24 protein-coding genes, 1 tRNA gene and 1 riboswitch are annotated in these 23,011 nt (G+C 41.4%); of the genes, 8 read left to right on the top strand and 17 right to left on the bottom strand.

The features are described 5' to 3' along the window. Nucleotides 1-270 (bottom strand): acylphosphatase, encoded by a 270-nt coding sequence (locus BO48_RS07500; RefSeq protein ID WP_496366804.1) that lies wholly within the window; start codon nt 268-270, stop codon nt 1-3. 106 nt (nt 271-376) lie between these two features. On the opposite strand from BO48_RS07500, the gene BO48_RS07495 reads away from it, so the two are divergent. Beyond that, nucleotides 377-691: a DUF1033 family protein gene (locus BO48_RS07495; RefSeq protein WP_496366803.1), complete on the top strand. Its 315-nt coding sequence runs from the start codon at nt 377-379 to the stop codon at nt 689-691. A gap of 148 nt (nt 692-839) precedes the next feature. After that, on the top strand, nt 840-1,040 hold the full coding sequence (cspA, locus tag BO48_RS07490) for a cold shock protein CspA (RefSeq protein WP_017548994.1): 201 nt from the start codon (nt 840-842) through the stop codon (nt 1,038-1,040). Nucleotides 1,041-1,120: 80 nt separating this feature from the next. On the opposite strand, the gene lysA is transcribed toward cspA, so the two are convergent. The 8 genes from lysA to BO48_RS07450 form a co-directional block, all read right to left on the bottom strand. Next, the gene (gene lysA, locus BO48_RS07485; RefSeq protein WP_496366802.1) at nt 1,121-2,398 is read right to left on the bottom strand and encodes a diaminopimelate decarboxylase; all 1,278 of its coding nucleotides are present in this window, start codon (nt 2,396-2,398) and stop codon (nt 1,121-1,123) included. Continuing rightward, on the bottom strand, nt 2,379-3,461 hold the full coding sequence (locus BO48_RS07480) for an alanine racemase (RefSeq protein WP_496366801.1): 1,083 nt from the start codon (nt 3,459-3,461) through the stop codon (nt 2,379-2,381). The genes lysA and BO48_RS07480 overlap by 20 nt, the downstream gene beginning before the upstream one ends. A gap of 10 nt (nt 3,462-3,471) precedes the next feature. Then, the gene (locus BO48_RS07475; RefSeq protein WP_496366800.1) at nt 3,472-4,614 is read right to left on the bottom strand and encodes a M20 metallopeptidase family protein; all 1,143 of its coding nucleotides are present in this window, start codon (nt 4,612-4,614) and stop codon (nt 3,472-3,474) included. Further along, nucleotides 4,607-5,323: a 2,3,4,5-tetrahydropyridine-2,6-dicarboxylate N-acetyltransferase gene (gene dapD, locus BO48_RS07470; RefSeq protein ID WP_496366799.1), complete on the bottom strand. Its 717-nt coding sequence runs from the start codon at nt 5,321-5,323 to the stop codon at nt 4,607-4,609. The genes BO48_RS07475 and dapD overlap by 8 nt, the downstream gene beginning before the upstream one ends. Before the next feature lie 3 nt (nt 5,324-5,326). Further along, a complete protein-coding gene (gene dapB / locus BO48_RS07465) occupies nt 5,327-6,052 on the bottom strand; it encodes a 4-hydroxy-tetrahydrodipicolinate reductase (protein ID WP_496366798.1) in 726 nt (241 codons plus the stop codon). Then, entirely contained in the window at nt 6,049-6,939 is an 891-nt protein-coding gene (dapA, locus tag BO48_RS07460; RefSeq protein ID WP_496366797.1) for a 4-hydroxy-tetrahydrodipicolinate synthase, read from the bottom strand. The genes dapB and dapA overlap by 4 nt, the downstream gene beginning before the upstream one ends. A 14-nt stretch (nt 6,940-6,953) precedes the next feature. Then, nucleotides 6,954-7,937 (bottom strand): aspartate-semialdehyde dehydrogenase, encoded by a 984-nt coding sequence (locus BO48_RS07455; RefSeq protein ID WP_496366796.1) that lies wholly within the window; start codon nt 7,935-7,937, stop codon nt 6,954-6,956. 90 nt (nt 7,938-8,027) lie between these two features. Beyond that, a riboswitch (Lysine riboswitch) is annotated at nt 8,028-8,208 on the bottom strand. A 47-nt stretch (nt 8,209-8,255) separates the two neighbouring features. Then, nucleotides 8,256-9,860 (bottom strand): ABC-F family ATP-binding cassette domain-containing protein, encoded by a 1,605-nt coding sequence (locus tag BO48_RS07450; protein ID WP_496366795.1) that lies wholly within the window; start codon nt 9,858-9,860, stop codon nt 8,256-8,258. A gap of 80 nt (nt 9,861-9,940) precedes the next feature. Between BO48_RS07450 and BO48_RS07445 the strand changes: the two genes are divergently transcribed. After that, nucleotides 9,941-10,666, top strand: a complete 726-nt coding sequence (locus BO48_RS07445; RefSeq protein ID WP_496366794.1) for an NAD-dependent protein deacylase — start codon at nt 9,941-9,943, stop codon at nt 10,664-10,666. Nucleotides 10,667-10,688: 22 nt separating this feature from the next. Further along, nucleotides 10,689-11,552, top strand: coding sequence for a CvfB family protein (locus BO48_RS07440; protein ID WP_496366793.1), 864 nt, complete (start codon nt 10,689-10,691; stop codon nt 11,550-11,552). 122 nt (nt 11,553-11,674) lie between these two features. On the opposite strand, the gene BO48_RS07435 is transcribed toward BO48_RS07440, so the two are convergent. Further along, the gene (locus BO48_RS07435; RefSeq protein WP_496366792.1) at nt 11,675-13,141 is read right to left on the bottom strand and encodes an MDR family MFS transporter; all 1,467 of its coding nucleotides are present in this window, start codon (nt 13,139-13,141) and stop codon (nt 11,675-11,677) included. Between the two features lie 135 nt (nt 13,142-13,276). After that, nucleotides 13,277-15,082: an oligoendopeptidase F gene (pepF, locus tag BO48_RS07430; protein WP_496366791.1), complete on the bottom strand. Its 1,806-nt coding sequence runs from the start codon at nt 15,080-15,082 to the stop codon at nt 13,277-13,279. A gap of 142 nt (nt 15,083-15,224) precedes the next feature. Here pepF and BO48_RS07425 point away from each other — a divergent pair, with 142 nt between their 5' ends. Next, complete coding sequence (locus tag BO48_RS07425) at nt 15,225-15,554, top strand: hypothetical protein (protein WP_496366790.1); 330 nt, start codon at nt 15,225-15,227, stop codon at nt 15,552-15,554. A gap of 432 nt (nt 15,555-15,986) precedes the next feature. Here BO48_RS07425 and BO48_RS07420 read toward each other — a convergent pair. Then, a tRNA-Val gene (locus BO48_RS07420) sits at nt 15,987-16,058 on the bottom strand. A gap of 584 nt (nt 16,059-16,642) precedes the next feature. Here BO48_RS07420 and BO48_RS07415 point away from each other — a divergent pair. Beyond that, nucleotides 16,643-16,807, top strand: a complete 165-nt coding sequence (locus BO48_RS07415) for a hypothetical protein (protein ID WP_496366789.1) — start codon at nt 16,643-16,645, stop codon at nt 16,805-16,807. Here BO48_RS07415 and BO48_RS07410 read toward each other — a convergent pair. From BO48_RS07410 to BO48_RS07395, 4 genes are all read right to left on the bottom strand, one after another. Then, a complete protein-coding gene (locus BO48_RS07410) occupies nt 16,802-17,335 on the bottom strand; it encodes a hypothetical protein (protein WP_496366827.1) in 534 nt (177 codons plus the stop codon). The genes BO48_RS07415 and BO48_RS07410 overlap by 6 nt on opposite strands. Before the next feature lie 120 nt (nt 17,336-17,455). Continuing rightward, entirely contained in the window at nt 17,456-18,700 is a 1,245-nt protein-coding gene (locus BO48_RS07405; RefSeq protein ID WP_496366788.1) for a peptidoglycan bridge formation glycyltransferase FemA/FemB family protein, read from the bottom strand. A gap of 24 nt (nt 18,701-18,724) precedes the next feature. Continuing rightward, complete coding sequence (locus BO48_RS07400; RefSeq protein ID WP_496366826.1) at nt 18,725-19,996, bottom strand: peptidoglycan bridge formation glycyltransferase FemA/FemB family protein; 1,272 nt, start codon at nt 19,994-19,996, stop codon at nt 18,725-18,727. 7 nt (nt 19,997-20,003) lie between these two features. Then, nucleotides 20,004-21,263, bottom strand: a complete 1,260-nt coding sequence (locus tag BO48_RS07395; RefSeq protein ID WP_496366787.1) for an aminoacyltransferase — start codon at nt 21,261-21,263, stop codon at nt 20,004-20,006. 189 nt (nt 21,264-21,452) lie between these two features. On the opposite strand from BO48_RS07395, the gene BO48_RS07390 reads away from it, so the two are divergent. Together BO48_RS07390 and BO48_RS07385 are read left to right on the top strand one after the other, a co-directional pair. Continuing rightward, the gene (locus tag BO48_RS07390; protein ID WP_496366786.1) at nt 21,453-22,115 is read left to right on the top strand and encodes a sigma factor-like helix-turn-helix DNA-binding protein; all 663 of its coding nucleotides are present in this window, start codon (nt 21,453-21,455) and stop codon (nt 22,113-22,115) included. Next, a complete protein-coding gene (locus tag BO48_RS07385) occupies nt 22,115-22,462 on the top strand; it encodes a hypothetical protein (RefSeq protein WP_496366785.1) in 348 nt (115 codons plus the stop codon). The genes BO48_RS07390 and BO48_RS07385 overlap by 1 nt, the downstream gene beginning before the upstream one ends. Here the strand turns inward: BO48_RS07385 and BO48_RS07380 are convergent. Then, on the bottom strand, nt 22,443-22,988 hold the full coding sequence (locus tag BO48_RS07380) for a GNAT family N-acetyltransferase (protein WP_496366825.1): 546 nt from the start codon (nt 22,986-22,988) through the stop codon (nt 22,443-22,445). The genes BO48_RS07385 and BO48_RS07380 overlap by 20 nt on opposite strands. Between the last annotated feature and the right edge of the window lie 23 nt (nt 22,989-23,011).

The following is a 23,011-nucleotide window of genomic DNA, read 5'->3' as shown; positions in this document are numbered from 1 at the left end:
TTATAATGTTTTAAATTTTTTATATTCGGTATCTGTTTCAACAGATTTGACGGTGTAGTCATCAACCCTGGAAGTGGGGGAGGCACCTTTGGAAACCTGCACTATAAATTCTTCCACAGCTTTTTTATCTCCCTGGGCCATGATTTCGACATCTTCCGTTAAATTTTTTGCATAACCTGTAATACCGTATTTATCAGCTATCATTTTACTGTGATATCTAAATCCTACACCTTGTACTCTTCCGCTTAAAGTAATAAGTTTTGCTTCCATATTCACACCTCTTATATATAATTATAAAACCTTCTCCTTGATATTGCTAATTATTCGCGTATATAATATGACTATTATCTTATTATAATAGATAGGGGTTTTAAAAATGTATCAAGTGGCCGTTTTAAAAGCTGATTATGAAGGTTGGTGGCTATTTGAAGGATGGCAGAATGAGTTAATTAACATCAAAGATTTTAATTCTGAAATAAGCATGATAAATTACTATGAAAAACTAATTGAACAGATGGCTGAAGAGTACCATACTTATCAAAAGGGGAGGTACCATCTGATTGCATTTTATAATGCGTGTGAACTCGAATATTGTGAAGACTGTGAAGAAGATCTTCAAATATTTTATACACCATTATGCATGAAAGATAACGCTTTTATGGAAGTGCCGAAGATTATGAATATTTTATGAAATTGGGTTTGCAAAAGTGTACATTGTCTAGTATACTTTAGATATCAATAGGCAATAGAAACATATTAAAGAAAGACTAGATAATCTATTTTTTCAGAGTTATGATTTTATGCACTATTGTAATATAGTCTTTTTGGAGGAACAATTAATGAAACAAGGTACAGTAAAATGGTTTAATGCAGAAAAAGGTTTTGGTTTTATCGAGATCGAAGGAGAAAACGATGTATTCGTTCACTTCTCAGCAATCAATCAAGAAGGTTACAAATCTCTTGAAGAAGGTCAATCAGTAGAATTTGAAGTAGTTGAAGGCGACCGCGGTCCACAGGCTGCAAACGTTGTTAAACTATAATTTAAAAATTTAATTAACGATTGTCATAGATTGTAAATTAAACCCCATTACTTTAAAAGTAATGGGGTATTTTTATGTCTTTATTCTTCTATGAGTACATCATTCTGGATAAGCTGATCGAGCGTCTGACGCTTGATCACCTGTTTCACACCATGCGGTGAGATGAAAATGACTGCAGGTTTCTGCATCTGATTATAATTCGATGCCATGGAGTAGTGATAGGCACCAGTTGTTTTTACAGCAACATAGTCATCACGTTCGATATCCGAAGGCAGAGGTTTATTTTTACCTATAATATCTCCCGATTCACAAAGTTTGCCGACAACATGTGTAGATATGCTCTCTACATCATCAGTCTGCTTTTTAACGGGTATTATATCATATTCGGCCCCGTAGAGCGGTGTGCGTATATGATCGCTCATACCGCCGTCTATCGACGCATACCTGCTGACACCCGGTATGTCTTTGACAGTCCCGACTTTATAAATCGTGACAGCCGCTTCTGCAGCAATCGAACGTCCGGGCTCAATCATGACATGCGGCAGTTCCAGGTCGTACTGGTTACAAACTGTTTTCAACTGTATAAGAATTTCTTCAAATCCTTCTTCAATCGGGAATCTGATATCTTCATCAGTATATTTGACGCCGAATCCGCCACCCATGTTTAAAATCTCTATTTCAATTTCATGATCATTCAGCCAATCATAGACAGCAGTCAGTGCATTGACGAACGGTGCCGGATCGGACAGTTGGCTGCCGAGATGATAATGGATGCCTTTAAAATTCAGGTTTTCCGCTTTATCTATATCCATGATGGCTTTCAATGCAGTGCCGTCAACGATGGACAGACCGAACTTGCTGTCTGTCTGACCGGTGGAGATAAAGTCATGTGTATCCACATCCACACCCGGGTTCACTCTGATCAAGACATCGACTGGATCTTTTGCAAGGTCATACAGTAATTTCACTTCATCGAGGGAATCGATGATGAAGAGGCCGACACCCTGATCGAGTGCGAATTCCAGTTCTTCGACCGTTTTATTGTTTCCGTGGAACTTGATCAGTGACGGTGAGAATCCACCTTTAATCGCTGTATATAATTCCCCTGAAGAAACAACATCGATTTCCATATCTTCTTCTTTTAATAAATTGATCATCTGCAGTGCTGTAAAAGCTTTTGATGCGTATGATACAGAATAATTGTCCAGATGAGAAGAAAGCACTGCGTGAAATCGTCTCATCATGTCACGCATATAGACCTCATCATAAATGATGAGCGGTGTACCGTATTGGTCTGCCAGATTCGTGACATCCTGTCCGCTGAATTGCAGTTTGTCATTATGATATTCCAGAGTCATGTATAATCTCCTTTGTCAAAGTATTGTAGTTTAATGTGGCAAGCTGTTCGGAATTTGCACCGACACCTTTAAATGTATATTCATCCAGACGCATTTCAGGATGATATATATACACTTTATCATTAATGGAAACCGCTTCGTCAACTTCAACTATCATATGGCTCATCATCAAAGTGACAATCGGGTACCTTTTTCCGTTAATCAGACAGTCATATGCCGCACGTTTCCTGAGCACCCCGTCCCCGTAACCGATATCCACAACAGCCACTTTCGTTTTTCTGTCTGCGACGAATGAGCCGCCATAACCCATCGGCATATCTTCATCCATGCTCCTAACCTGTACTACTTTGGAATAAAGAGCAAATGGCTGGATGAACAGCTCATCATTTAAACCGGAGTAGGGCTTGGAGCCGTATAATCCTATACCGAGTCTCGTGTGAGTATGGCCTTCAAGCAGACCGTCCCGTGAGAAACTTGCTGTATTTTGAGAGTGGATATATTCAAGCACCATGTTCAGTTTTTTGAAGTGGCCGAGAAAATCAAGCCAATTTTTCCGCTCGATTTCATAAATACCGTCGAATTCATCAGCGTAGCCGAAATGGCACCACGCACCCTGGATAATAAACCGCTCCTGCTCATTCAAAGTCATTTGGTGATTGAGCACTTCTTCAACTTCACTGAAAGATTCGAATCCTGAACGGTTGAACAGCCCTGCGTATTCTATGTGTACATTAATTCCTTTCAGTCCCTCATAATACTTGTTGTAGTACTCAAGGGAAGGGAGGGTCATACTTAAATTCAAAGATTTTACGAACTCAAACTCATAAGTCGGATTCAAAAGAAATACCATTGAATCTTCAGTGATCTTTCTTATTGCTTCCGCTTCTTTCAATGAGGTTGTTGCAAAAGCGGTGATACCCGCTTCTAAAAATGCCCGGACCGCAAGGTTCAATCCAAAGTTATAGGCATTATTTTTCACGACAGCAATCGTTGGTGTGCCGCTTTGAACCTGTTTTGCCTGTGTGACAAGTTTTTTTCTGTCTATCGTCAATATCCCGCTCATATTATCAACCTCAGTTACTATAATTCTTCAATATATTTTCATAATAGTCAGCGACTTTAATCAGTACCGACTCATCAAAATTAAATGTGGAAGTGTGCAGGCTGCTCATAAAGCCCTGCGCCTTATCCTGAGCTCCGATAAATATAAAATACGTCGGGGCAATCGCATCGTAGAAGCTGAAATCCTCTCCAAACAAATACGGCTTATCTTTAATGACGGCTTTCAGCCCGGTTGCTTCGACACTGTCGTATACGATGTCCTGCAGTGCCGGCGTATTTTTAACAGGCGGATAACCTTCATTGTAGGTCAGCTCAATTTCACAGTCGTATAAATTCATTGCACTGGTTTTTATTTTTTCCATATGACTCTTTATGATGCTCAGATCATTTTCCTCATATGTTCTGATCGTCCCTTCGAGATAGCCGTTTGACGGCACCGTGTTAATGGCTTCTCCGGCATTCATCTGCCCGATATGAATGATATTGCGGTTCAGCCCGTCCAGATGGAACTGCTGAATCTGAGTGATTTCCCGTGTGATGAACATCAATGCTTCGACCGCTGATTTACCTTTGTGCTTGTTTGCAACATGCGCAGACAAGCCATCGATATAAAACCTGTACTCAGTCGCACTGGCTGTTATTTCATTATCTCTGAAAAGGGCAAGACCTGTACTTTCGTCAGGCATGATGTGAATCCCGAAGATTGCATCGATTGCTTGTCTGTCCGTCCAATTAACTATCATCTGCCTGGCACCCGCCATCGTTTCTTCACTCGGCTGGAAGATGAAATAACAATTGTGCGGGAGGGCACCTTCATCTTTCAAAAGCTTGCATCTTTTGAGGAATAAAAGGAGGGCGGCCGTATGGCCATCATGGCCGCAGGCATGCATCACACCGTCATTTTTACTTTTGTAGTCCACATCGTTCTCTTCTTGAATAGGCAGTGCGTCAATATCTGCTCGAAATCCAAGGGTGGTATTGCTGTTCCCTTTTAAATACGCAACCACTCCTGTTGAAAGTGGTTGCGTATAATCAATATCAAGAGATTCTATAATCTCTATTATATATGATGTTGTTTCGAACTCATTCATGCTGAGTTCGGGATTTTCATGCAGATGTCTTCGATGTTTTGTTACAAACTCAATCTCAGTCATTTAATTTCCTTAATGCTGAAACGATTTCTCTTTTTGAACCTTCAACTTCACTTGCCTGCTTAATGACTCTCGCAGGGGTACCGGCAACGACTGCGCCTTCGGGTACATCTTCTGTGACGATTGCGCCAGCTGCCACAATGGCGCCTTTACCGACACGGACACCTTCTAAGATGACTGCGTTTGCGCCGATCAGAACGTCATCTTCGATAACGACAGGGGAGGCACTTGGCGGTTCAATGACGCCTGCAAGTACTGCACCTGCACCGACGTGAACATTTTTGCCTGTTGTTGCACGGCCGCCGAGTGAAGCATTCATATCAACCATCGTACCTTCGCCGACGATGGCACCGATATTGATTGTTGCACCCATCATGATGACAGCACCATCTTCGATTACTGCATGCTCACGGATGAACGCACCAGGTTCGATACGTGCTTTTGTATTAGTCAGATCTTTTAATGGAATAGCTGAATTTCTGCGGTCCTGTTCAATTTCTACCTCTGTAAAAATATCTTTATTATCATTATAGAATTCATTGAATTCATCATAATCTGCAAAGATCGTCTTTGAACTCTTGCAACCAAAAACTTTAAAGTTCTCAGGGAAAGTTACATCCCCAAAACTTCCATTTGCATATACTTTTACTGGTGTTTCCTTCTTGGCATCCGATATATATTGAATTATGTCCTCTGCTGTAAACTTTTCCATCAATTATTCTCCTTTAAATAAATTATTATAATCGTAAAAACCATTATCTTTTTTGTGTAATACTTCTGCTGCTTTTATCGCACCGTTTGCAAAGATTTCCTTCGACTGCGCGCGGTGTCTGATTTCAATCACTTCATCCAGTCCTGCAAACAGGGCAGTGTGTTCGCCCACAATAGTGCCGCCCCTGATGGCTGATACTCCGATTTCTTTTTCATCTCTTTGCTGGTAGACATCGGAACGGTCATAAACTGCGTGACTCTCATCGCGATGGTCAAGCGCTGTATCCAGCAATTTGACCAGTGTACCGCTTGGCGCATCGACTTTTTTATTGTGATGTGCTTCGATGAGCTCAAGATCGAAATCATCCAGCTGTTCCAGTGCGCTTTTGAGAAGGTTGTTCAGCACGTGTACACCATAGCTCATATTCGCACTGAAAAAGACCGGAGCATTTTGACTTTTTGATTTTAACGTCTCGACAATCGTGTCCTTTTCACCTGTTGTGGCAACGACAATCGGAGTTTTAAAATCTTTTTCAATCAACGGGAGCAGAAGTTCCGGGTTGGAAAAATCAATCGCTACATCTGCACCGGCTCCGTCAATATCTTCAAAGTGGGGATAATCTGAGTCATTAGTCCGGGCTATGACACCGACCACTTCATGTCCGGCGTCCGTCAGCAGGCGCTCGGTTATTTTATTCATTGTGCCGTAGCCTATGAGGAGGACCTTCATACTCTCGATCCCTCTTTGAAATTCTCATATGCTTTCACAATTTCCTGACGCGTTTCTGATTCCACAGGCAACAGCGGCAGTCTCAGTTCATAATTGCCAAAACCGAGTTCGCTCGTCAGCACTTTGATAGGAATAGGGTTGACGTCCACCTGAACGGCATCGATTACCGGCATGAGGCTGGTGAATGTATGTTTTGCAGTGAAGTCGCCGGAAGTCATTCTTTCATAAACGTTTTGAAGCTCCCCAGGGATGACATTGCCGACAACACTGATCAGGCCTTTACCGCCAAGCTGTATGAAATCTGCCAGGTTATCATCATTGCCGCTGTACAGTACGAACTCATCCTGATCGATCAAGTTCAATACTTTGATTGTATAGTTCAAGTCGCCGACTGCATCTTTCAAAGCGACGATATTAGGGTGGGTGCTCAATTCAAGCACCGTTTCAGGCTCGATTGTCATCCCTGTTCTGCCTGGCACGTTATAGAGGATGACAGGTATATCAATTGAGTCTGCAATCGCACTGAAGTGTGCAACAAGGCCTTTCTGATTCGCTTTGTTATAGTACGGCGTAATCAGCATTACACCGTCTGCACCGGCATCCATTGCGAACTTCGACAGTTCGATCGAATTCATGGTCGAATTTGTGCCTGTACCGGCGATGACCGGTACACGTCCTGCAGCTGTTTCGATTCCCACTTCGATCAATTGTCTGATTTCATCACCTGAAAGAGTAGGGGATTCTCCTGTTGTGCCATTGATGATCAATGCCTGTGTATCATTTTCAATCAAATATTCAATATGTTTTTTAAAAGCGTCATAGTCTACTTCGTTATTATTAAACGGGGTGGTCATTGCAACTCCAATACCTTCAAAAATCGGGTTCATATATAACACTCCTATTAATTATTATTATCCATTAATGACTTCAGAATCTGGACAGTGTTCTGTGCCGCTCCCTTGAGTAAGTTGTCTCCTACACACCACACATGGAATGTGTTCGCAAGGGTAGGGTCTTTGCGAATTCTGCCGACAAAGATTTCAGAACGGTTTGCAGCATCAAGTGGTGTCGGATATTCATTCTTTTCCGGGTTATCCATAACTACGATATGCGGGAAACCTTCAAATGCTTGTTTCACTTCGTCAACCGTGGCTTCCTTATCCAACGTAACGTTCATCTGAACCGCATGGCTTGTGATGATCGGCACCCTGACACATGTTGCTGTCACTTCTATTGAATCATCTTCCAGTATTTTTTTTGTTTCATCAATCATTTTCTTTTCTTCTTTTGTATAGCCGTCATCCAGAAAATCATCGATATGCGGCAGGACGTTATTGTAGATCGGGTGAGGATAGGTTGTCGGTTCTGCACCATTGGCACCTTCCTCCAGATCGCGTATACCGCCTTCACCTGATCCGGACACACTCTGGTAAGTTGCATAGTGGACCCGCTTGACTCCAAATTTATCCTGCAGCGGTTTTAAGGATACTACCGATTGAATCGTTGAACAGTTCGGGTTCGCTATGATTCTTCTTTTCAGTTTCGGTTTATTTATTTCAGGGACGATCAGGTCCACATCTTCGTTCATTCTCCAGTGACTGGAGTTGTCTATGACGATTGCGCCGCTTTCTTCAAACAGCGGGGCGAACTTTTCACTCGTTGATCCGCCGGCACTCATCACGACGTAGTCAAATTTCTCCTGCGCTCTTTCTTCGGTAAGTTCTTGAATAACATATGTTTGTCCACCGACTGAAACTTCCTTACCGGCGGATCTTTTAGAAGCAAATAATACCAGTTCATCATATTTAATTTCATAATGCTCCAACATTTCAATTAATTTGCTACCTACAACACCGGTAGCGCCAGCAACTGCAACTTTTACCATTAAAATTCCTCCTAAAATGTTATTAAAGAACGAGATATTGTCAGATAATAAAAAAACAAGCCCGGAATGCCGGACTTGTTAAAGTTTATATACAAGTGATGCACTCCATTATCATTATAATAATGACAAGTCATTAGCTCTTAACCTAGTGACCCAACAGCCTATCTCTCGAAAAATAGACCATTTCGGCATCTTACCCTTTCACTTACTATAATTCTCGAGAATTAATGGTTAATAAGTTACTGATGATCGATGCGCCTCATCTCGCTATTTAATTATTAAATATCATTATAAACACAAATATTCAGAAAGTAAACCTTAAACTTTCAAAACACCTTTATCTTTCAGATATTCTTCGTAAGTGGACTCTTTTACGATTGCACCTTCAGGCTTCAGTTCTATTACCGTGTTGGCAATCGTATTGATGAATTCAAAGTCATGGGAAGTGAAGATAATTGAACCTTTGAATTTCTTAAGTCCCTCGTTTACCGCTGTAATACTTTCCAGGTCAAGGTGGTTGGTCGGCTCATCCAGTAAAATAACATTCGCTTTTGATAACATCATTTTACTCAGCATTGCACGCATTTTTTCTCCACCTGATAGTACACTTGCTTTTTTCTTCGCTTCTTCACCACTGAAGAGCATTCTGCCGAGGAAGCCGCGGATGAATGTTTCTGTCTGTTCATCTTCAGGTGCATATTGACGCAGCCATTCAACCAGGTCGATATTTACACCTTCAAAGTACTCAGAGTTATCTTTGGGCATATAGCTTTGGGAAGTTGTCACACCGAATCGCACTTCACCTTCGTCAGGCGTAATTTCACCTGCAAGAATCTTTAGAAGGGTAGTGCGGGCAACTTCTGTGTGACCCATCAATACCGCTTTGTCATACGGATTTAAAGTGAAGCTCACGTTATCAAGCACTTTTTTTCCATCGATGGAATGAGTCAAGCCGTTGACATATAATAGATCATTCCCGATTTCACGCTCAGGGGTGAAGTTTACAAAAGGATATTTTCTGGATGATGGCTTGATATCTTCCAGCTCAATTTTTTCAAGCGTCTTCTTACGGCTCGTCGCCTGCTTGGATTTTGAAGCGTTCGCACTGAAGCGTGCAACGAAATCTTTGAGTTCTTTGATTTTCTCTTCTTTTTTCTTATTCTGATCCTGTGCCATCTGCAGTGCAAGCTGGCTGGATTGATACCAGAAATCATAGTTTCCTACATATAGTTGTATCTTTCCAAAATCCAGGTCAGCAATATGAGTGCATATGTTATTCAGGAAATGACGATCGTGGGAAACGACGATAACTGTGTTTTCAAAGTTGATCAGGAAATCTTCCAACCATTGGATCGCTTCAATATCAAGACCGTTGGTCGGCTCATCCAGCAGTAAAATGTCAGGGTTACCGAACAGGCTCTGGGCAAGCAGCACTTTAACTTTCTGACTGTTGTCAAGCTCCGACATATTCTTCTCAACGAGGGAACTGTCGATGCCCAGTCCGTGAAGCAGACTTTCTGCATCACTTTCAGCAGTCCATCCGCCCATCTCTCCATATTCACCTTCAAGCTCGGCAGCTCTGATGCCATCTTCATCCGAGAAGTCAGGTTTCATATATATTTCATTTTTTTCATTCATTATATCGTAAAGTTTCTGGTGTCCCATCAGTACGACATCCAGAACACGGTACTCCTCATAACCGAACTGGTCCTGTTTCAACACGGCAAGGCGCTCATCTTTACCCATGGAAACATGGCCTGACTGAGCGTCAAGTTCGCCTGATAAAATTTTCAGGAAAGTTGATTTTCCGGCTCCATTCGCTCCGATTAATCCATAACAGTTTCCAGGTGTGAATTTAATATTCACATCTTCAAAAAGTTTACGGTCGCCAAAGCGTAAACTTACGTCACTAACTTGTAACATACACATTCTCCTTAAATATATTCCTTAAGCGATAATACCACAAATATGATACTATTAAAATAACATATAAGAGGAGAAAAGTGATGAAACAGCAATATCAACAACTATCTGATATCATTTCAGATTCTGAAAACATTGTCTTTTTCACAGGCGCAGGTGTTTCTGTTGCAAGTGGCATACCCGATTTTAGAAGTATGGGCGGTTTATTTGATGAAATTTCCGGTGAAGGCCAATCCCCGGAATACTTACTCAGCATTAACCATTTAGAAGATGACCCTGATAGTTTTATCAACTTTTATAAAAAAAGATTATTACTCGCAGATAAATCTCCGAACACAGTACATGAATTCATCTCCAGGCTTGAAGCATCCGGTCAATCTACCGGTGTCATCACACAAAATATCGATGGTCTTCACCGGGATGCCGGCAGCCGTAATGTAGATGAGTTACATGGTTCTCTCAATGAATTTTATTGTATAAAATGTAAAAAGACCTATCATAAAACAGAAGTAATGGACAATGATATTTCTTATTGTGAGTGTGGCGGGGCAGTGAGGCCGGACATTGTACTTTACGGCGAAACATTAAATGAATTGACCGTGTTGAGTGCAATGTCTAAACTGCAGGCAGCAGATACTTTAATCGTTTTAGGCACTTCGCTTGTTGTTAATCCCGCTGCATATTTGACGACTTATTTCAGCGGTAAAAACTTTGTCATAATCAACCAGGACGAAACGCCGTTTGACGGTGACGCAAACCTTGTCATCAATGATGATATGACAGATGTGATTAACGCAATTATATGACAAATTATTTAGGGGACATATTATGGATAACATATCAGGAACAGTGCAATTTTTAGAAGTGATCAAGAAAGAAGGTTCAACGTATCATTTGAAATATGATGCTAATACATTCATCCGTATGAATGCTTCAGCAACAAAAGAAGATCATGAAATCGGCGATGAAATCAGTGCATTCATCTATCCGAACAGAAGTGGCGAACTTTTTGCGGCACCGATCGTACCACCGGTCGCGGTCGATAAATTCGGTTTTGCAGAAGTTGTGGAAGTGAATAGAGACGGAGCGTACATTAATATCGGTTCACCAAGAGAAATTCTAATCCCATGGGTGGACTTGCCGAAAGTAAAGGATGTATGGCCAAAAGAGGGCGATGAAGTATATACGCAGCTGAGAGCAGAGTCAGACAACCAGCTCTTTGGTAAACTGATCTCGGAAGAGGAAGTTGCTGAGCGTTTTACACCTGTTCCGCAGGAAGAGTTTGAAACGATTAAAAACAAATGGTTTGAAGCGAGACCATATCGTCTGCTCAGAGTTGGTACATTCCTTCTGACCCCTGACGGCCGTAAAGTATTCATTCATGAATCTGAACGGGAAAAAGAACCGAGACTCGGTGAACTTGTCAAATTCAGAGCAATCGGTGTAAACGACAAAGGTGAAATCAATGGTTCATTTTTACAGCAGGCATATAAAAAGATGGATGATGACGCTGAAAAGATACTGGACTATATTACTAAAAATGACGGCATGATGCCTATGACGGACAAATCGGATCCGGAAGATATAAAAGAAGCGTTCAATATGTCGAAAGGTTCTTTCAAGCGTGCTCTTGGCAGGCTGATGAAGGAAAAGAAAGTTGAACAGCGTGACGGGGGAACCTATTTGAAGTAATTGCAAATGAGAACTCTCAAGGTATGGCATTTGCTGTCATACCTTTTTATATGATCTTTATTCGCCATGGAATTGAAAAGCACGTCCTGCAAAAATTATGCAGGACGTGCTTTTTTATTTTGTTATTTGGAATCCTCCATGTGCAGCTTTCTGATAATCTCTTTTTCTTCTTTCGGCCGCTTCATGAACATCGCGAGTATAAATGCGGTGAGGGCAAGAAGCGTACTTCCCATAAATGCCCATTCAAAGCCGACGACTTGTGCCACTTTTACAGCCAGTTCCTGCGGCATATCTTCGCCATGTATGAAACTGTTTGCGCCCATTGAAACAAGGGTGATCAGGATTGCTGTGCCGATGGCTGCTGATATTTGCTGCATCGTATTTGTCATCGCTGAAGCGTGTGAATACCACTTTGGCGGCAGCTGGTTCAGTGCTGATGTGATTACCGGCATGAGTGCCATGGATAAGCCAAACATTCTAATCGCATAAATGATCGTCAAATAGGTGAATGTTGTATCCAGTGACAGATTCGTAAACATGAATGTTGTGGCAGTTACTATTCCAAGTCCCATCAATGCAAGCCATTTCGCTCCGTATCGGTCATAGAGCCTGCCGGTGATGGGTGACATGATTCCGATGACAATTGCACCTGGAAGCAGCATCAGACCCGATTGCAGCGGACTGAAATCAAGCACGTTCTGCATAAACAACGGCAGCAGCGTCTCTGCACCGATCAACGATACCATGACCGTCATTGAAATGATGATGGCAAGTGTAAATATTTTAAATTTAAATACTCTGAACTCGAGCATCGGTGTTTTTAAAATCAGCTGTCTCCATACGAATAATCCTATAATGATTACGCCGACAGTCAAGGTGGTCAGGACGACCGGGCTTGTCCATCCTTCATTCGAAGCGATGCTGAAACCATATAAGAACGATCCGAAACCGACAGAAGATAATACGATGGATATTATATCAATTTTAGGTTTTCCGAGATCAGTCACATTATGAAGAAATAAATATGCTGTAATCATAGTGATTACAACAATCGGCAGTACTGTAAGGAACAGTGAACGCCATGAAAAGAACTCCAATAAAAACCCCGATAACGTTGGGCCGATGGCCGGACCGAAAGCGATGACGATTCCTATCATCCCCATCGCTGTCCCCCGTTTATTGACGGGAATAATTGCAAGCAGGACCGTCATCAATAGCGGCAGCATGATACCGGACCCTGATGCCTGTACAATACGTGCCAGTATAAGCACGGGGTAAATCTGTGCTGCTGATGCGATTAATGTACCTAACCCGAATAATCCAATCGCTGTTAAAAATAAACCCCGGGTGGAAAAGCGGTCAATCAAAAATGCTGAAATAGGTATCATAATCCCATTTGCCATTAAAAATGCAGTAGTCATCCACTGGACCTCTGCCTGTGTAATTCCAAATGCTTCCTGGATGGATGGCAGAGCGGTTGCGAGTAAAGTTTCATTTACGATACCCATGAATGCTCCCGTTAAAAGTGCAGCTATCATCAGTGCCTTATCTTTTTTCGGCAGATTCCAAGAGTTATCAGTATGATCCATTATTTTATCTCCTTTATATTGCGCGGGCTTTAAAACACAAGAGAGATAATACCACAATCTCAATCACTATAGCAATCAATCGGGATCGTTTATTTCAAAGTGAAAAATGCATGGCAAGAAAGCCATGCATGGTTATTATCCTTCAATCTCTTCAGTTAATTTCTCCAGTTCATCCACCAGCTCGCCAATGTAGGCGATAGTATCTTTCAAGGGCTTATCGGTGGTGATGTCGATACCCGCCATTTTCGAAAGTTCAACCGGCGACTTCGTACCGCCTGCCTTTAAAACTTTCAGCCAGTCATCGACTGCAGGCTGTCCCTCATCCAATACACGTCTGCCCATCTGAGTCGCAATTGTCAGACCTGCTGAATATGTGTAAGGGTAAAGTCCCATATAGTAGTGGGGCTGTCTCATCCATGTCAGTTCGGCATTTTCAGAAATGACCACGTCGTCTCCCCAGAATTCTTCAATTACACCGCGCTTCAGCTGGTTTAAATCATTGGCACTCAAGCTTTCATGAGTGTCTACTTTCTTATAGACTTCACGCTGATATGCCGCTTCCAGAAGATGAGTGACAAAGTTATGGTAATAAGTTCTTGAAATGATTGAACTGATTACCCAGCGCTTGAATTTAGGATCCTTCGAATTTTTAAGCAGATGATTCGCCATCAACATCTCATTCATAGTACTCGGTGCCTCTACAAAGTAAGTTGAGCTTCTTGCGTCAAATACATTCTGTTCACGGTTCGCATTATAAAAATGCCCCGCATGGCCGAGTTCATGAGCCAGTACAAAAACTTCCGTCATCAATGATGTCCATGAAATCAGTATGAATGGATGGGAACCATACGGACTCGCACAAAATGCACCGGTGGATTTCCCTTTGTTCTGAACGAAATCTATCCATCTTTCATCATAAGAACGGTTGAGCATTTCTGTGTAATCTTCACCCATGATACTGAGAGCATCCGTTATATACTTTCTTGAGTCCTCAACACTGATTTCCGGTTCACTTGACGGATCTAAGGAAATCTTAAGGTCTTCATAACGCATTTCATCCAGACCATTCACTGTTTTGAGCAATTTGGCATATCTTCTCATATGCGGTGCGAGGTCTTCCATTATAAGATCAATCTGGCGGTGGTATAATTCACTGTCCACTTCCTGAGGGTGCAGCAGGTAATCTGTCACAGAGTCAAAACCTCTTAAATCTGCTGTCGTCTTTTCTTTTTTCAGGTGAATATCATAAGTGCCGGCCGTCGTATGTTCATATTCCTTAAGTTTGCCGTAAAATTTCTTGTAGGCATTACGGCGCACTTCTGTATCCTGGTGGCTTTCAAGCTCACCCTCATAAGCAAGGTAGGATAGTGGTATATCTTTGCCGTTCGCTTTAAATGTACCGAAGTCTATATCCAGCAGCTTTGTCTTCTGATATAAGCCGTAAGGACCGTTAAAGACGTTGGAGTATGCCGCCAGTGCCTTCTCAACTTTTGCATCCAACTGATATGGCTTGTTCCGGATCAGTTCATCAACGAAATTTTCGTACTCTGAATCTTTCTCTTTGATCGAGTTTAAAAATGATTCGTCCTGAGCTAACAGGTCACTTCTCAAAAAGCTCGTGTCTGTACTGAATTTCGCACTTGCGTTACTCACTTTGGTGCTCAGTTTCTGAGCGTCTGCATCACTCTGGTCTGCTGACAGTCTCAGACTCGCATATGTGCCGATCGGCACCAATTTTTCGACCAATTGTCTGAAGTCGTCCATCGCAGCAACCGCTGTATTCAAATCATCCATTTTTCCTTCATACTTTGATGCAAATTCAGAAACTTTCTTCAAAAAATCTGAGATTGCACTTTCACAGTCACTGTCCGATTCGAACAGCGGCGTGAGATCCCATGTATATTTTTCATCCACTTCATGTCTTGATTTTAATTCTCCCATTTGTTTGACACTCCTTTATAATTTCGGAAACCGAAGTATAATATTATTATACATGAATATTCTGATAAAACACATTAATTTATATAAAATCTGTTCTAATGGATTTAAATGAGATATTATGAAAGTAAGAAGGGGTGAGGCAATGATAGAAGATGTTTGGTTTTATATAAACAGTACGCTTATGGTCATCATATTATCTTTTTTAATACCGTTCTTTAAAATAAAGTACTGGTGGCTTATGCCGACAGCATCATTAGTTATAATGGGGCTGGCAGGTTTTATTCTGCCGAATTTCAATGATGAACTGAGCTTTGAACCTTTAGTCGGCTATGCTGTGTTCCTAATGGTATTATCTATCGTGGTGACGCTGCTGGCTGTAATGTATGCCCGCAAACGAAAAAAAGAAAAGAACGCGAGAGCCGCTGAAAAAGAATCTTTGAATGATGAAGCAGGGAATGATAAAGAGATATAAAGCGATCAGAAGCCCGACCGGGTTCTGACATGCACCCCTAAAGTTGAACTCCAAAATTCAACTTTAGGGGTGCTTTCATATGTATAAAAAATATTCAATCGATTTCAAAATTAAAGTGGTGAATGAGTATTTGACGGGTGACAATGGCTTCAAAAGTCGGCCTCGCAGTATCTGACACATTGAATATTACATTTCTCAAAGATTGCTGCATGGAGTTATGAGATGGGAGTGCACAGTGCTGAGCTGCTTATTGATAAAGCGCCCGCAGCTTTATATGTCGGTCACGGGAAATGATTGAAAATCCGGTTGAAGCAATGAACTGGCCGGAACAACCTGAAATAAAAATGATGGTAAAGAATAGGGCGAGGATCACTTTTGAACAAATAAAAAGGATACGCCTGATTTAGGCGTATCCTGATATGTATTTTGGAGTGACTCCGAGTGGTTTCGAACCACCGACCTCTTGCATGTCAAGCAAGCGCTCTCCCGCTGAGCTACGGAGTCATATTTTTAACGTCTAATTAATAATGTATATTGATTTGGTTAATATGTCAAATCAACTTATCATAACATCTCTACAAAAAGTATAATTTTACTTTAAACGGGTGAAGTGTCATAAAATTTGAGAGGGTGGCTGAATATCTTTACGTAGCGATCGGTTAATCGGCGGTGCGCTAAATGAAAGCAGCTTATATCACGAGCAAGGCAGGCTGCGTGTTTTATAACCGTAACTCGGAGGACCGGTGTTCTTTATTATAGTGGAAATGGAACCTGGCAGTGACATCTACCGGGTTATAGGCCGGTGGCCGCCGGAAGATCGTTAAGTCATAAACGCATATCCGGATAACAGTGATGCAGCACTCATAGATCATGATATGGAAATCAGCTGATTCGGCATTCTTTATATAGATAAAACAATGATAAGGGGATATAATGCCTCAATTTTGATAAGCGACATATAACTTCCTATAATATATGTTATGTAAACTTTATGATATATTTCAAAAGGGTGCCTGATTTATGGTATGATTACCGTATTAATCTGATATTTTGGAGCGATTATTTTGGGTCTATTTCTATTAATTTTTGTGTTGATCGTTTCTGCATTTGTTGTACTTCAAAATGCAAAGGAATTTGAATCTGATGCTGAAACCGCAAAAGAAAATAAACTGAGCAGGAAATTTATCATAACAATCATTGCCTCATTTGCAATCATGCTGATTGTCTTCATTACAGCATTTCTACTATTATGATGCCAGTAAAAATCTGATCAGTCCAAGCACTGCAAATACAAACAATAAAACCCCGGAACTTATACCTGTAACTGCACTGTATGCGACGCCAAGCTTACGTGCCATCCACGGTGATATCAATGCTGCTGCAACCATAAGTACTGCGAGCACATACAATGCAGCATCATTGAATACTTCTTTAAGGAATATAAAATGCACGCCGACAATCAATGCAATCCACGGCGCTGCATATTCACGTTTTTTCATTCGGAATATTACAATGACACCAATAACAGCGACAATCATTTCCAACCAAAACACTATGATATATGTTGTTAATACATCATTATCTCTTAAAGCACTTGCTGCATCCCAGTTTGTCACACTTAAATAAACACCTGCCAGACCGAGCAGCAATGCTATGCCGGATGCTATACCGATATATGCCCGCCAGTGTTTCCTCGGTGCTTCCTGTGCCCAGCCAAACCACACAAAACTCATTATCCCGAAAATTGCCGTATACATTGTAAAATCCCTTATGTACTCAATTTCCATGATTATCCCCCTACTGACAATACCCGTTAGTTACTTTTTACCATATATACGTATTGCTTTCAAACCGGACAATAAAAAGGAGAGAAAATTTACAATTTATCTCCCCTATCGATGCTATATTTTATTCAGTTTTCTTGCCACGCTGAAGATCAGTTTATTGAACACTTTATCGAATGTGCCCGGCAGTTCTTCAATTTCGATATTATATCCTTTTTTAAACCTGTAAACGCCGTAATCTTTGGCATCTTCAGTGAAATCTCCTGTCAGGCCGAAGAAATTAAAGCGCTCAAGTCCAAGCGTTTTCGCCTTTTTGATCATTTCCCACGTCGCATAGTTTGTACCTTTGAAAAATGAAAGTTCAGGATAACTGCCGCTGAACAGATACACCATTTCATGGTTATTATAGTAATACATGCCCGCTGATAAGTTTAAATCTGTACCGAAGTCCGCTTTATAGCCTTCAATCTTCTCAATTCTTGAATGCTTACTGTTTAACTGCTGTTCGATCTGTTCCAGTTTCTTTTTCTGGCCTTTGGTTGCTGTGCCCTCTTTTTCTTTTTCCAGTATGTGATTTTTTTCATCTGAAAGTCCATCACGTTCTGCGGCCAGCTGGTCCAGATATTCATCCACGTTGACATAAGTCATGACCAGATACATCTTATCCTTAAGAGTTTTCAGCAGATTCTTGATTTTATCGGACGGCACCGGATCAAAGCCGATCCGTTCCTCGGTCTCCTTATAGATGTCGATGAACAGATCGTACTCGTCTTCATCAAGATACCGCAATTTAACCGGCATGATCTCCGCCTGTTTGGTATTATACCTTGTGGTGGATTCCATATTTTTCATCAGTTCTTTTTCACTCGGTGTAATATCCAGTACACCCTGGTATCTGAGCAGTTCTTCGGTAATCAGTTCTTTTGTGAACCCGTGGTGCTTATAGCCGAGCTTTTCATATATATTGATGATTTCCGGATTGTTTTTGTCATCTTCAATCAGGTGACCGTCTTTATCGTGCATCTGATAAATATGGTAAGGCGAATGGATCAGCTGCAGTGCCCCATTTTTCTGAACATACTTGTCGATTTCGGATAAAAAGAATGCCAGACGTTCATTATTGAAGGCTTTGATCAACGGACCTGTATGAGATGTAAAGAGTCTGTATCTTTTCAGTACGGATGTCGCACTCAGCATGGACACACCGATCAGCTCTTCTTCTTCAAACAGACCGAGCAGGTGTGTTTCATATAGGCCGGATATATAGTCATAGTACAGATTATCATGAAGATAATGCATATAACTGTCATAGTCATCGATGAACCGTTTGAATGTATGCTCACTTATCTTGGCTGTATGCATTTTAAGTTCAACCTTCCTTTATCATTACTTTGAAATCATCTGGTTTAATTTGGCTTTCACTTTATAAACATTGTAAGGCACCGGTTTGATGACTTTGACGAAATCGCCGACCAGCTCTTCAATTTCCGCATTGAATCCACGCTTGAACCTGTAAACGCCGTAGTCTTCGCCGTCTTCTGAAAAATCACCGCTGACGCCGTAGAAATTATAACGGTCGATATTGTTATCGATGCAGTATTTCATCATTTCCAGGTGCATCATGTAGGGACCGACAAACTGAGGATACTTACTCGTACTCGCGCCTGAGTTGTAAACCAGTTCGTAAGGCGTTTCAAAATAAATGCCCGCTGCGAGATCAAGCGTATTTCCTTCGATTGCCTGAATCTCACGCGCTTCTTTCAGGTCCTCTTCAATCTTATTGATCTGCTTTTCCATCTCTTTGATCTTATTGATCGTCTTATCATTTTTGTTCTCTTTCTCATCCTGCTTGGCATGGCGTTTTTTAAGATCTTCGCTCTCTTTCGTCAGATTCCCAATATACTCATCCAGCTCTATATAAGCAAGCGGCACCAACAGCTTATCTTCATAAGTCATTTTGAAATACGTGAAATATTTAAGCGGATCCGGGTGTGTGAAGAACCCCTGACGTTCTGAAGTCGCCAAATATAATTTCATGAATTTATCCATTTCGTCAACTTCTAAAAATCTCACTTTAACGCCGAATTTCTGCGCTTTTTTAATATTTCTTTTACGCTGGGAATCAAACGTCTTAACAAGTGAATTCACATTATCATAGCCACTCACATCAAGTACACTCATCCAGCGGGCCTGCGAAGTTTTTGAATAGCCTCTTGTAAAGCCCTGATGCACATAACCTTCTTCTTCCATGATCTGAATCAGCGTATCCTGTGCCTCGTAATCCGTTTTTTCATTAACGTCTTTATCATATTTTTTATAAATCCAGTTAGGATCGACTTTTACATAGGAACAGTTATTATTTTTCAAGTACCTGGACAGTTCCTGAAAATAAAACCGCACGAGCTCATGATCGTGATAATTCATTACCGGTCCGCGGTTGGAATAGTAGAAGTATTGGCCGAGGCCAGTCGATTTCAGACTGAACAGACTGGCACCAATGACTTCACCCGAATCGTCTTTGACGCCCAGAAGGCGGACAGACTGGTCATCTTCAAGCTCACGGTTCGTTTTATTTTCTATCATCTGGAAAAAGGCGGACTCCTCCCCTTTTTCGATATAATTTTGATATTCCAAATCAGTTAATTCCGTAAAAATCATGTTCATCCTACCTTCCTAATTTCTGACGCACTTTATTTATAGACTGATACAGGAGATATGCAGGTTTGTTGATCGGCTGTATGAAATCACCGATGTACTCATTCACTTTCGCATTGAACCCTTTTTTGAATTGAACGACGCCTGCATCTTCTGCTCCCGGTGTAAAGTCACCACTGATACCGTAGAAATTATATATATCAATATTATTTTCAATTGCGTAATTGATCATTTTCCACTGGATCAGATAACTGCCTGAGAAATGACGGAAATCGTTGTCGCTGCCTCCCGCGAGATAGACGACTTCATGAGGTGTCACAAAGTAATATGAACTTGCGACCGGCAGTTCCTTACCATGCTTTTCGAGCAGTGCTTTACCTTCTTCAAGTTTGTCTTCAATGTTTGCCAGCTGTTCGCTCAAATTGACAATCTTTTTCTGCTGTTTCTCATTTGAAGGATCTTTTTCCACAGCATTCTGCGCTTTTTCAATATTTTTCTTAAGTTTATCCATATCCTTTTGAGTCGTTTCATTGTAGCTTTCCAGGTCGACATATACGAGTGGGATGAGCACGTTGTCCTTGAAGTATTTTTTACGGCTGATGTAATACTCATCATCTCTGTCGACGAATTCTTTCATCTCGGAAGTATCTTTCATAAATTTACGGAAGACATCAATATCGTCCAGATCCAGAAACTTGATGCCGAGACCATGCTTTTCAGCTTTTTTAATATTTCTCTTTCGGAGACTGTCCATATCATTCAGTACATCTTCCGGCGTCTTATCGGAAAGATCTAATATCGAATGCCAGCGGATTTGGATGACCGGATCAAAACCTACTGAAAAGCCATCGTGACGGAAACCATGTGCCTTGAAATACTCAAAGATATATCTGTTGCCCATATCTTTCGTTATTTCACCTTCATGATTGCGCTCATTGATGACTTCATAAGGGTCGACTCTTAAATGCAGTACATTTTTAGTTTTTAAAAATTGTTTCAGACCGTCAAAGAAAGTATCAAACACTTTCTTATCGCTGTAATCCATTACAGGACCACGGTTGGTGTAAGCATATTTCATCACTTTCATCACGGGGGTCAAAGTCACTAAACATGCCGCACGGACTGCGTCTTCATGTTTAACGCCGACCAGATAAGTTTCTGTCCCGCCATCTTTCTTCAGCCGGTAGTTTTCCTCTGTCTGGGTAAAATGGCTGAAGTTGTTCAGCGTGAAGTGATTAAACTCTTCTATTGTTAACTCTGTAAATTCCATTTTGGCACTCCTGTTCACATTTTTCACTTTAGTATATTAACAAACTTCATTATAAATTTCATCTTTATTCGCTCTTTATTGTAATTCGTCTGTTTGAACGAATTATAGAATATTCGCTTAATTGAACGAATTTAAGTATAATGGACATACCTTGTATATTATATCATTAAACAGAGGGAGTGATGAGCGATGATATCTTTATTAATAATGGACGTCAGCGGCAGCACTAAAGCCGACCGGAATTTATCAAAAGAGATAAAGCGGCTTGAAAAAGAAATTTCCGACTGGTTACGTCACCAGGAAAAGTTTTACGTAAATTACCGGATGGGTGATGAATTATTCATCATTTCTTCTAAACCTCACTATACCCTATTTATCGCATTTTATGCCAAATTATTGTGGCGGAAAAACAGCTTTCCTTTGAAGTGCAGCTTTCATACAATCGATGTGGAATATCCTGAAACCGATCCGGAAGAATGGACCCACGCCGGCATCAAAGATACACGGAATGCACTGGATGAAATTAAAAAATCCGCCATCCAGGACTTCGCTGGTGTGGATATCGACAGCTCGCTCGACGTCGCACTGATGTATGTCACAGATATTTTGAACAATTTAACCGAATTGCAGCGCGGCGTCCTGCTTATGAAAATGTCAGGTATGACTCAAAAGGAAATTGCGGAGGTTTTGAATAAAAGCCATTCGACCATATCCGCCCACTATCATAAATCAAGAGGCCGTCAGCTTGAAGTCATCCTGGATTTCCTGCAGTCATACTATGCGGATGAAGTGGATATTGCCGGACTGCAGAATAAAGTCACCCGGTCTTTCAGAAAGTCAGGTGACAGCTGATGTGGATCATCGCTCTTGGCATTCTTTTTTATATTTTTAGCGGCCTGCTGATCAAATTGTTCCTCGAATTTTTATCCGGGGAGAAAAACCCGGAAACAGACTATATCGGCATGACCATCGGTTATTCAGAACGTCTGATCATCATCGTCTTCGTTGTTCTGAATCAATATACGGCACTCGGGCTGATTATTGCCGCCAAATCCATCCTGAGATTTTCCGGTGATAAATCCGATGAAAATGTCAAAAAGCAAAGTGAATATGTTCTTGTCGGCACGATGATTTCGCTTGTTTTAGGCGTGGCCAACGGCCTGATGTTCCTGTGGGGATTCAATGAGGTTGCCGCGTAGCTGTCCACTCTTCCCGCAAAATGCCCATTCTGATCGAATCATAATAATGGCCGTCATAATAGCGCACTTTCCGGATTCTCGCTTCCATCTGCATCCCGAGCTTTTCCGCGACACGGATCATGCGTTCATTTCCGGACCATGTCGTCAGGCCGACACGGACGAGCGGCAGCGTGTTGAATAAATGGCCGATCCACATTTTCAATGTCCGCGTACCGAGACCGCGGCTCCAATTGTCCGGCTGATAAAGGACAATGCCGATCTCCAGCCAGTTGGATGCCTCGTCCTCCCAATAATAGGAGACGGTGCCGACAGCTACACCGTCCTTTTCAACCAGCCACCGGTTGTCTTTATTGACCCACGGGGCGGAACCTCTTAAAAAATCTTCATATTCCAACGCATAATGGGGGTAATACGGTGCATCCCATTTCTTCCACTCGGGGGCTTCTTCTTTGAATATCAGTTTCCACACATCATATAGATCCCCTTTTTCAATCGGCCGGATCACCAGCTCTTCATCACGGTACATATAATTCCCCTTTTCATTGAACA

It is taken from the genome of Lacicoccus kunmingensis DSM 17847 (assembly GCF_059568765.1).
This window is presented reverse-complemented; position numbering and strand designations above follow the sequence as displayed.

Bases quoted from the DNA above. Each gene is read 5' to 3' on its own strand.
- BO48_RS07500 (WP_496366804.1), bottom strand. From the start codon at position 270: ATGGAAGCAAAACTTATTACTTTAAGCGGAAGAGTACAAGGTGTAGGA.
- BO48_RS07495 (WP_496366803.1), top strand. From the start codon at position 377: ATGTATCAAGTGGCCGTTTTAAAAGCTGATTATGAAGGTTGGTGGCTA.
- cspA (WP_017548994.1), top strand. From the start codon at position 840: ATGAAACAAGGTACAGTAAAATGGTTTAATGCAGAAAAAGGTTTTGGT.
- lysA (WP_496366802.1), bottom strand. From the start codon at position 2,398: ATGACTCTGGAATATCATAATGACAAACTGCAATTCAGCGGACAGGAT.
- BO48_RS07480 (WP_496366801.1), bottom strand. From the start codon at position 3,461: ATGAGCGGGATATTGACGATAGACAGAAAAAAACTTGTCACACAGGCA.
- BO48_RS07475 (WP_496366800.1), bottom strand. From the start codon at position 4,614: ATGACTGAGATTGAGTTTGTAACAAAACATCGAAGACATCTGCATGAA.
- dapD (WP_496366799.1), bottom strand. From the start codon at position 5,323: ATGGAAAAGTTTACAGCAGAGGACATAATTCAATATATATCGGATGCC.
- dapB (WP_496366798.1), bottom strand. From the start codon at position 6,052: ATGAAGGTCCTCCTCATAGGCTACGGCACAATGAATAAAATAACCGAG.
- dapA (WP_496366797.1), bottom strand. From the start codon at position 6,939: ATGAACCCGATTTTTGAAGGTATTGGAGTTGCAATGACCACCCCGTTT.
- BO48_RS07455 (WP_496366796.1), bottom strand. From the start codon at position 7,937: ATGGTAAAAGTTGCAGTTGCTGGCGCTACCGGTGTTGTAGGTAGCAAA.
- BO48_RS07450 (WP_496366795.1), bottom strand. From the start codon at position 9,860: ATGTTACAAGTTAGTGACGTAAGTTTACGCTTTGGCGACCGTAAACTT.
- BO48_RS07440 (WP_496366793.1), top strand. From the start codon at position 10,689: ATGGATAACATATCAGGAACAGTGCAATTTTTAGAAGTGATCAAGAAA.
- BO48_RS07435 (WP_496366792.1), bottom strand. From the start codon at position 13,141: ATGGATCATACTGATAACTCTTGGAATCTGCCGAAAAAAGATAAGGCA.
- pepF (WP_496366791.1), bottom strand. From the start codon at position 15,082: ATGGGAGAATTAAAATCAAGACATGAAGTGGATGAAAAATATACATGG.
- BO48_RS07425 (WP_496366790.1), top strand. From the start codon at position 15,225: ATGATAGAAGATGTTTGGTTTTATATAAACAGTACGCTTATGGTCATC.
- BO48_RS07405 (WP_496366788.1), bottom strand. From the start codon at position 18,700: ATGCATACAGCCAAGATAAGTGAGCATACATTCAAACGGTTCATCGAT.
- BO48_RS07400 (WP_496366826.1), bottom strand. From the start codon at position 19,996: ATGATTTTTACGGAATTAACTGATTTGGAATATCAAAATTATATCGAA.
- BO48_RS07395 (WP_496366787.1), bottom strand. From the start codon at position 21,263: ATGGAATTTACAGAGTTAACAATAGAAGAGTTTAATCACTTCACGCTG.
- BO48_RS07390 (WP_496366786.1), top strand. From the start codon at position 21,453: ATGATATCTTTATTAATAATGGACGTCAGCGGCAGCACTAAAGCCGAC.
- BO48_RS07385 (WP_496366785.1), top strand. From the start codon at position 22,115: ATGTGGATCATCGCTCTTGGCATTCTTTTTTATATTTTTAGCGGCCTG.
- BO48_RS07380 (WP_496366825.1), bottom strand. From the start codon at position 22,988: ATGTACCGTGATGAAGAGCTGGTGATCCGGCCGATTGAAAAAGGGGAT.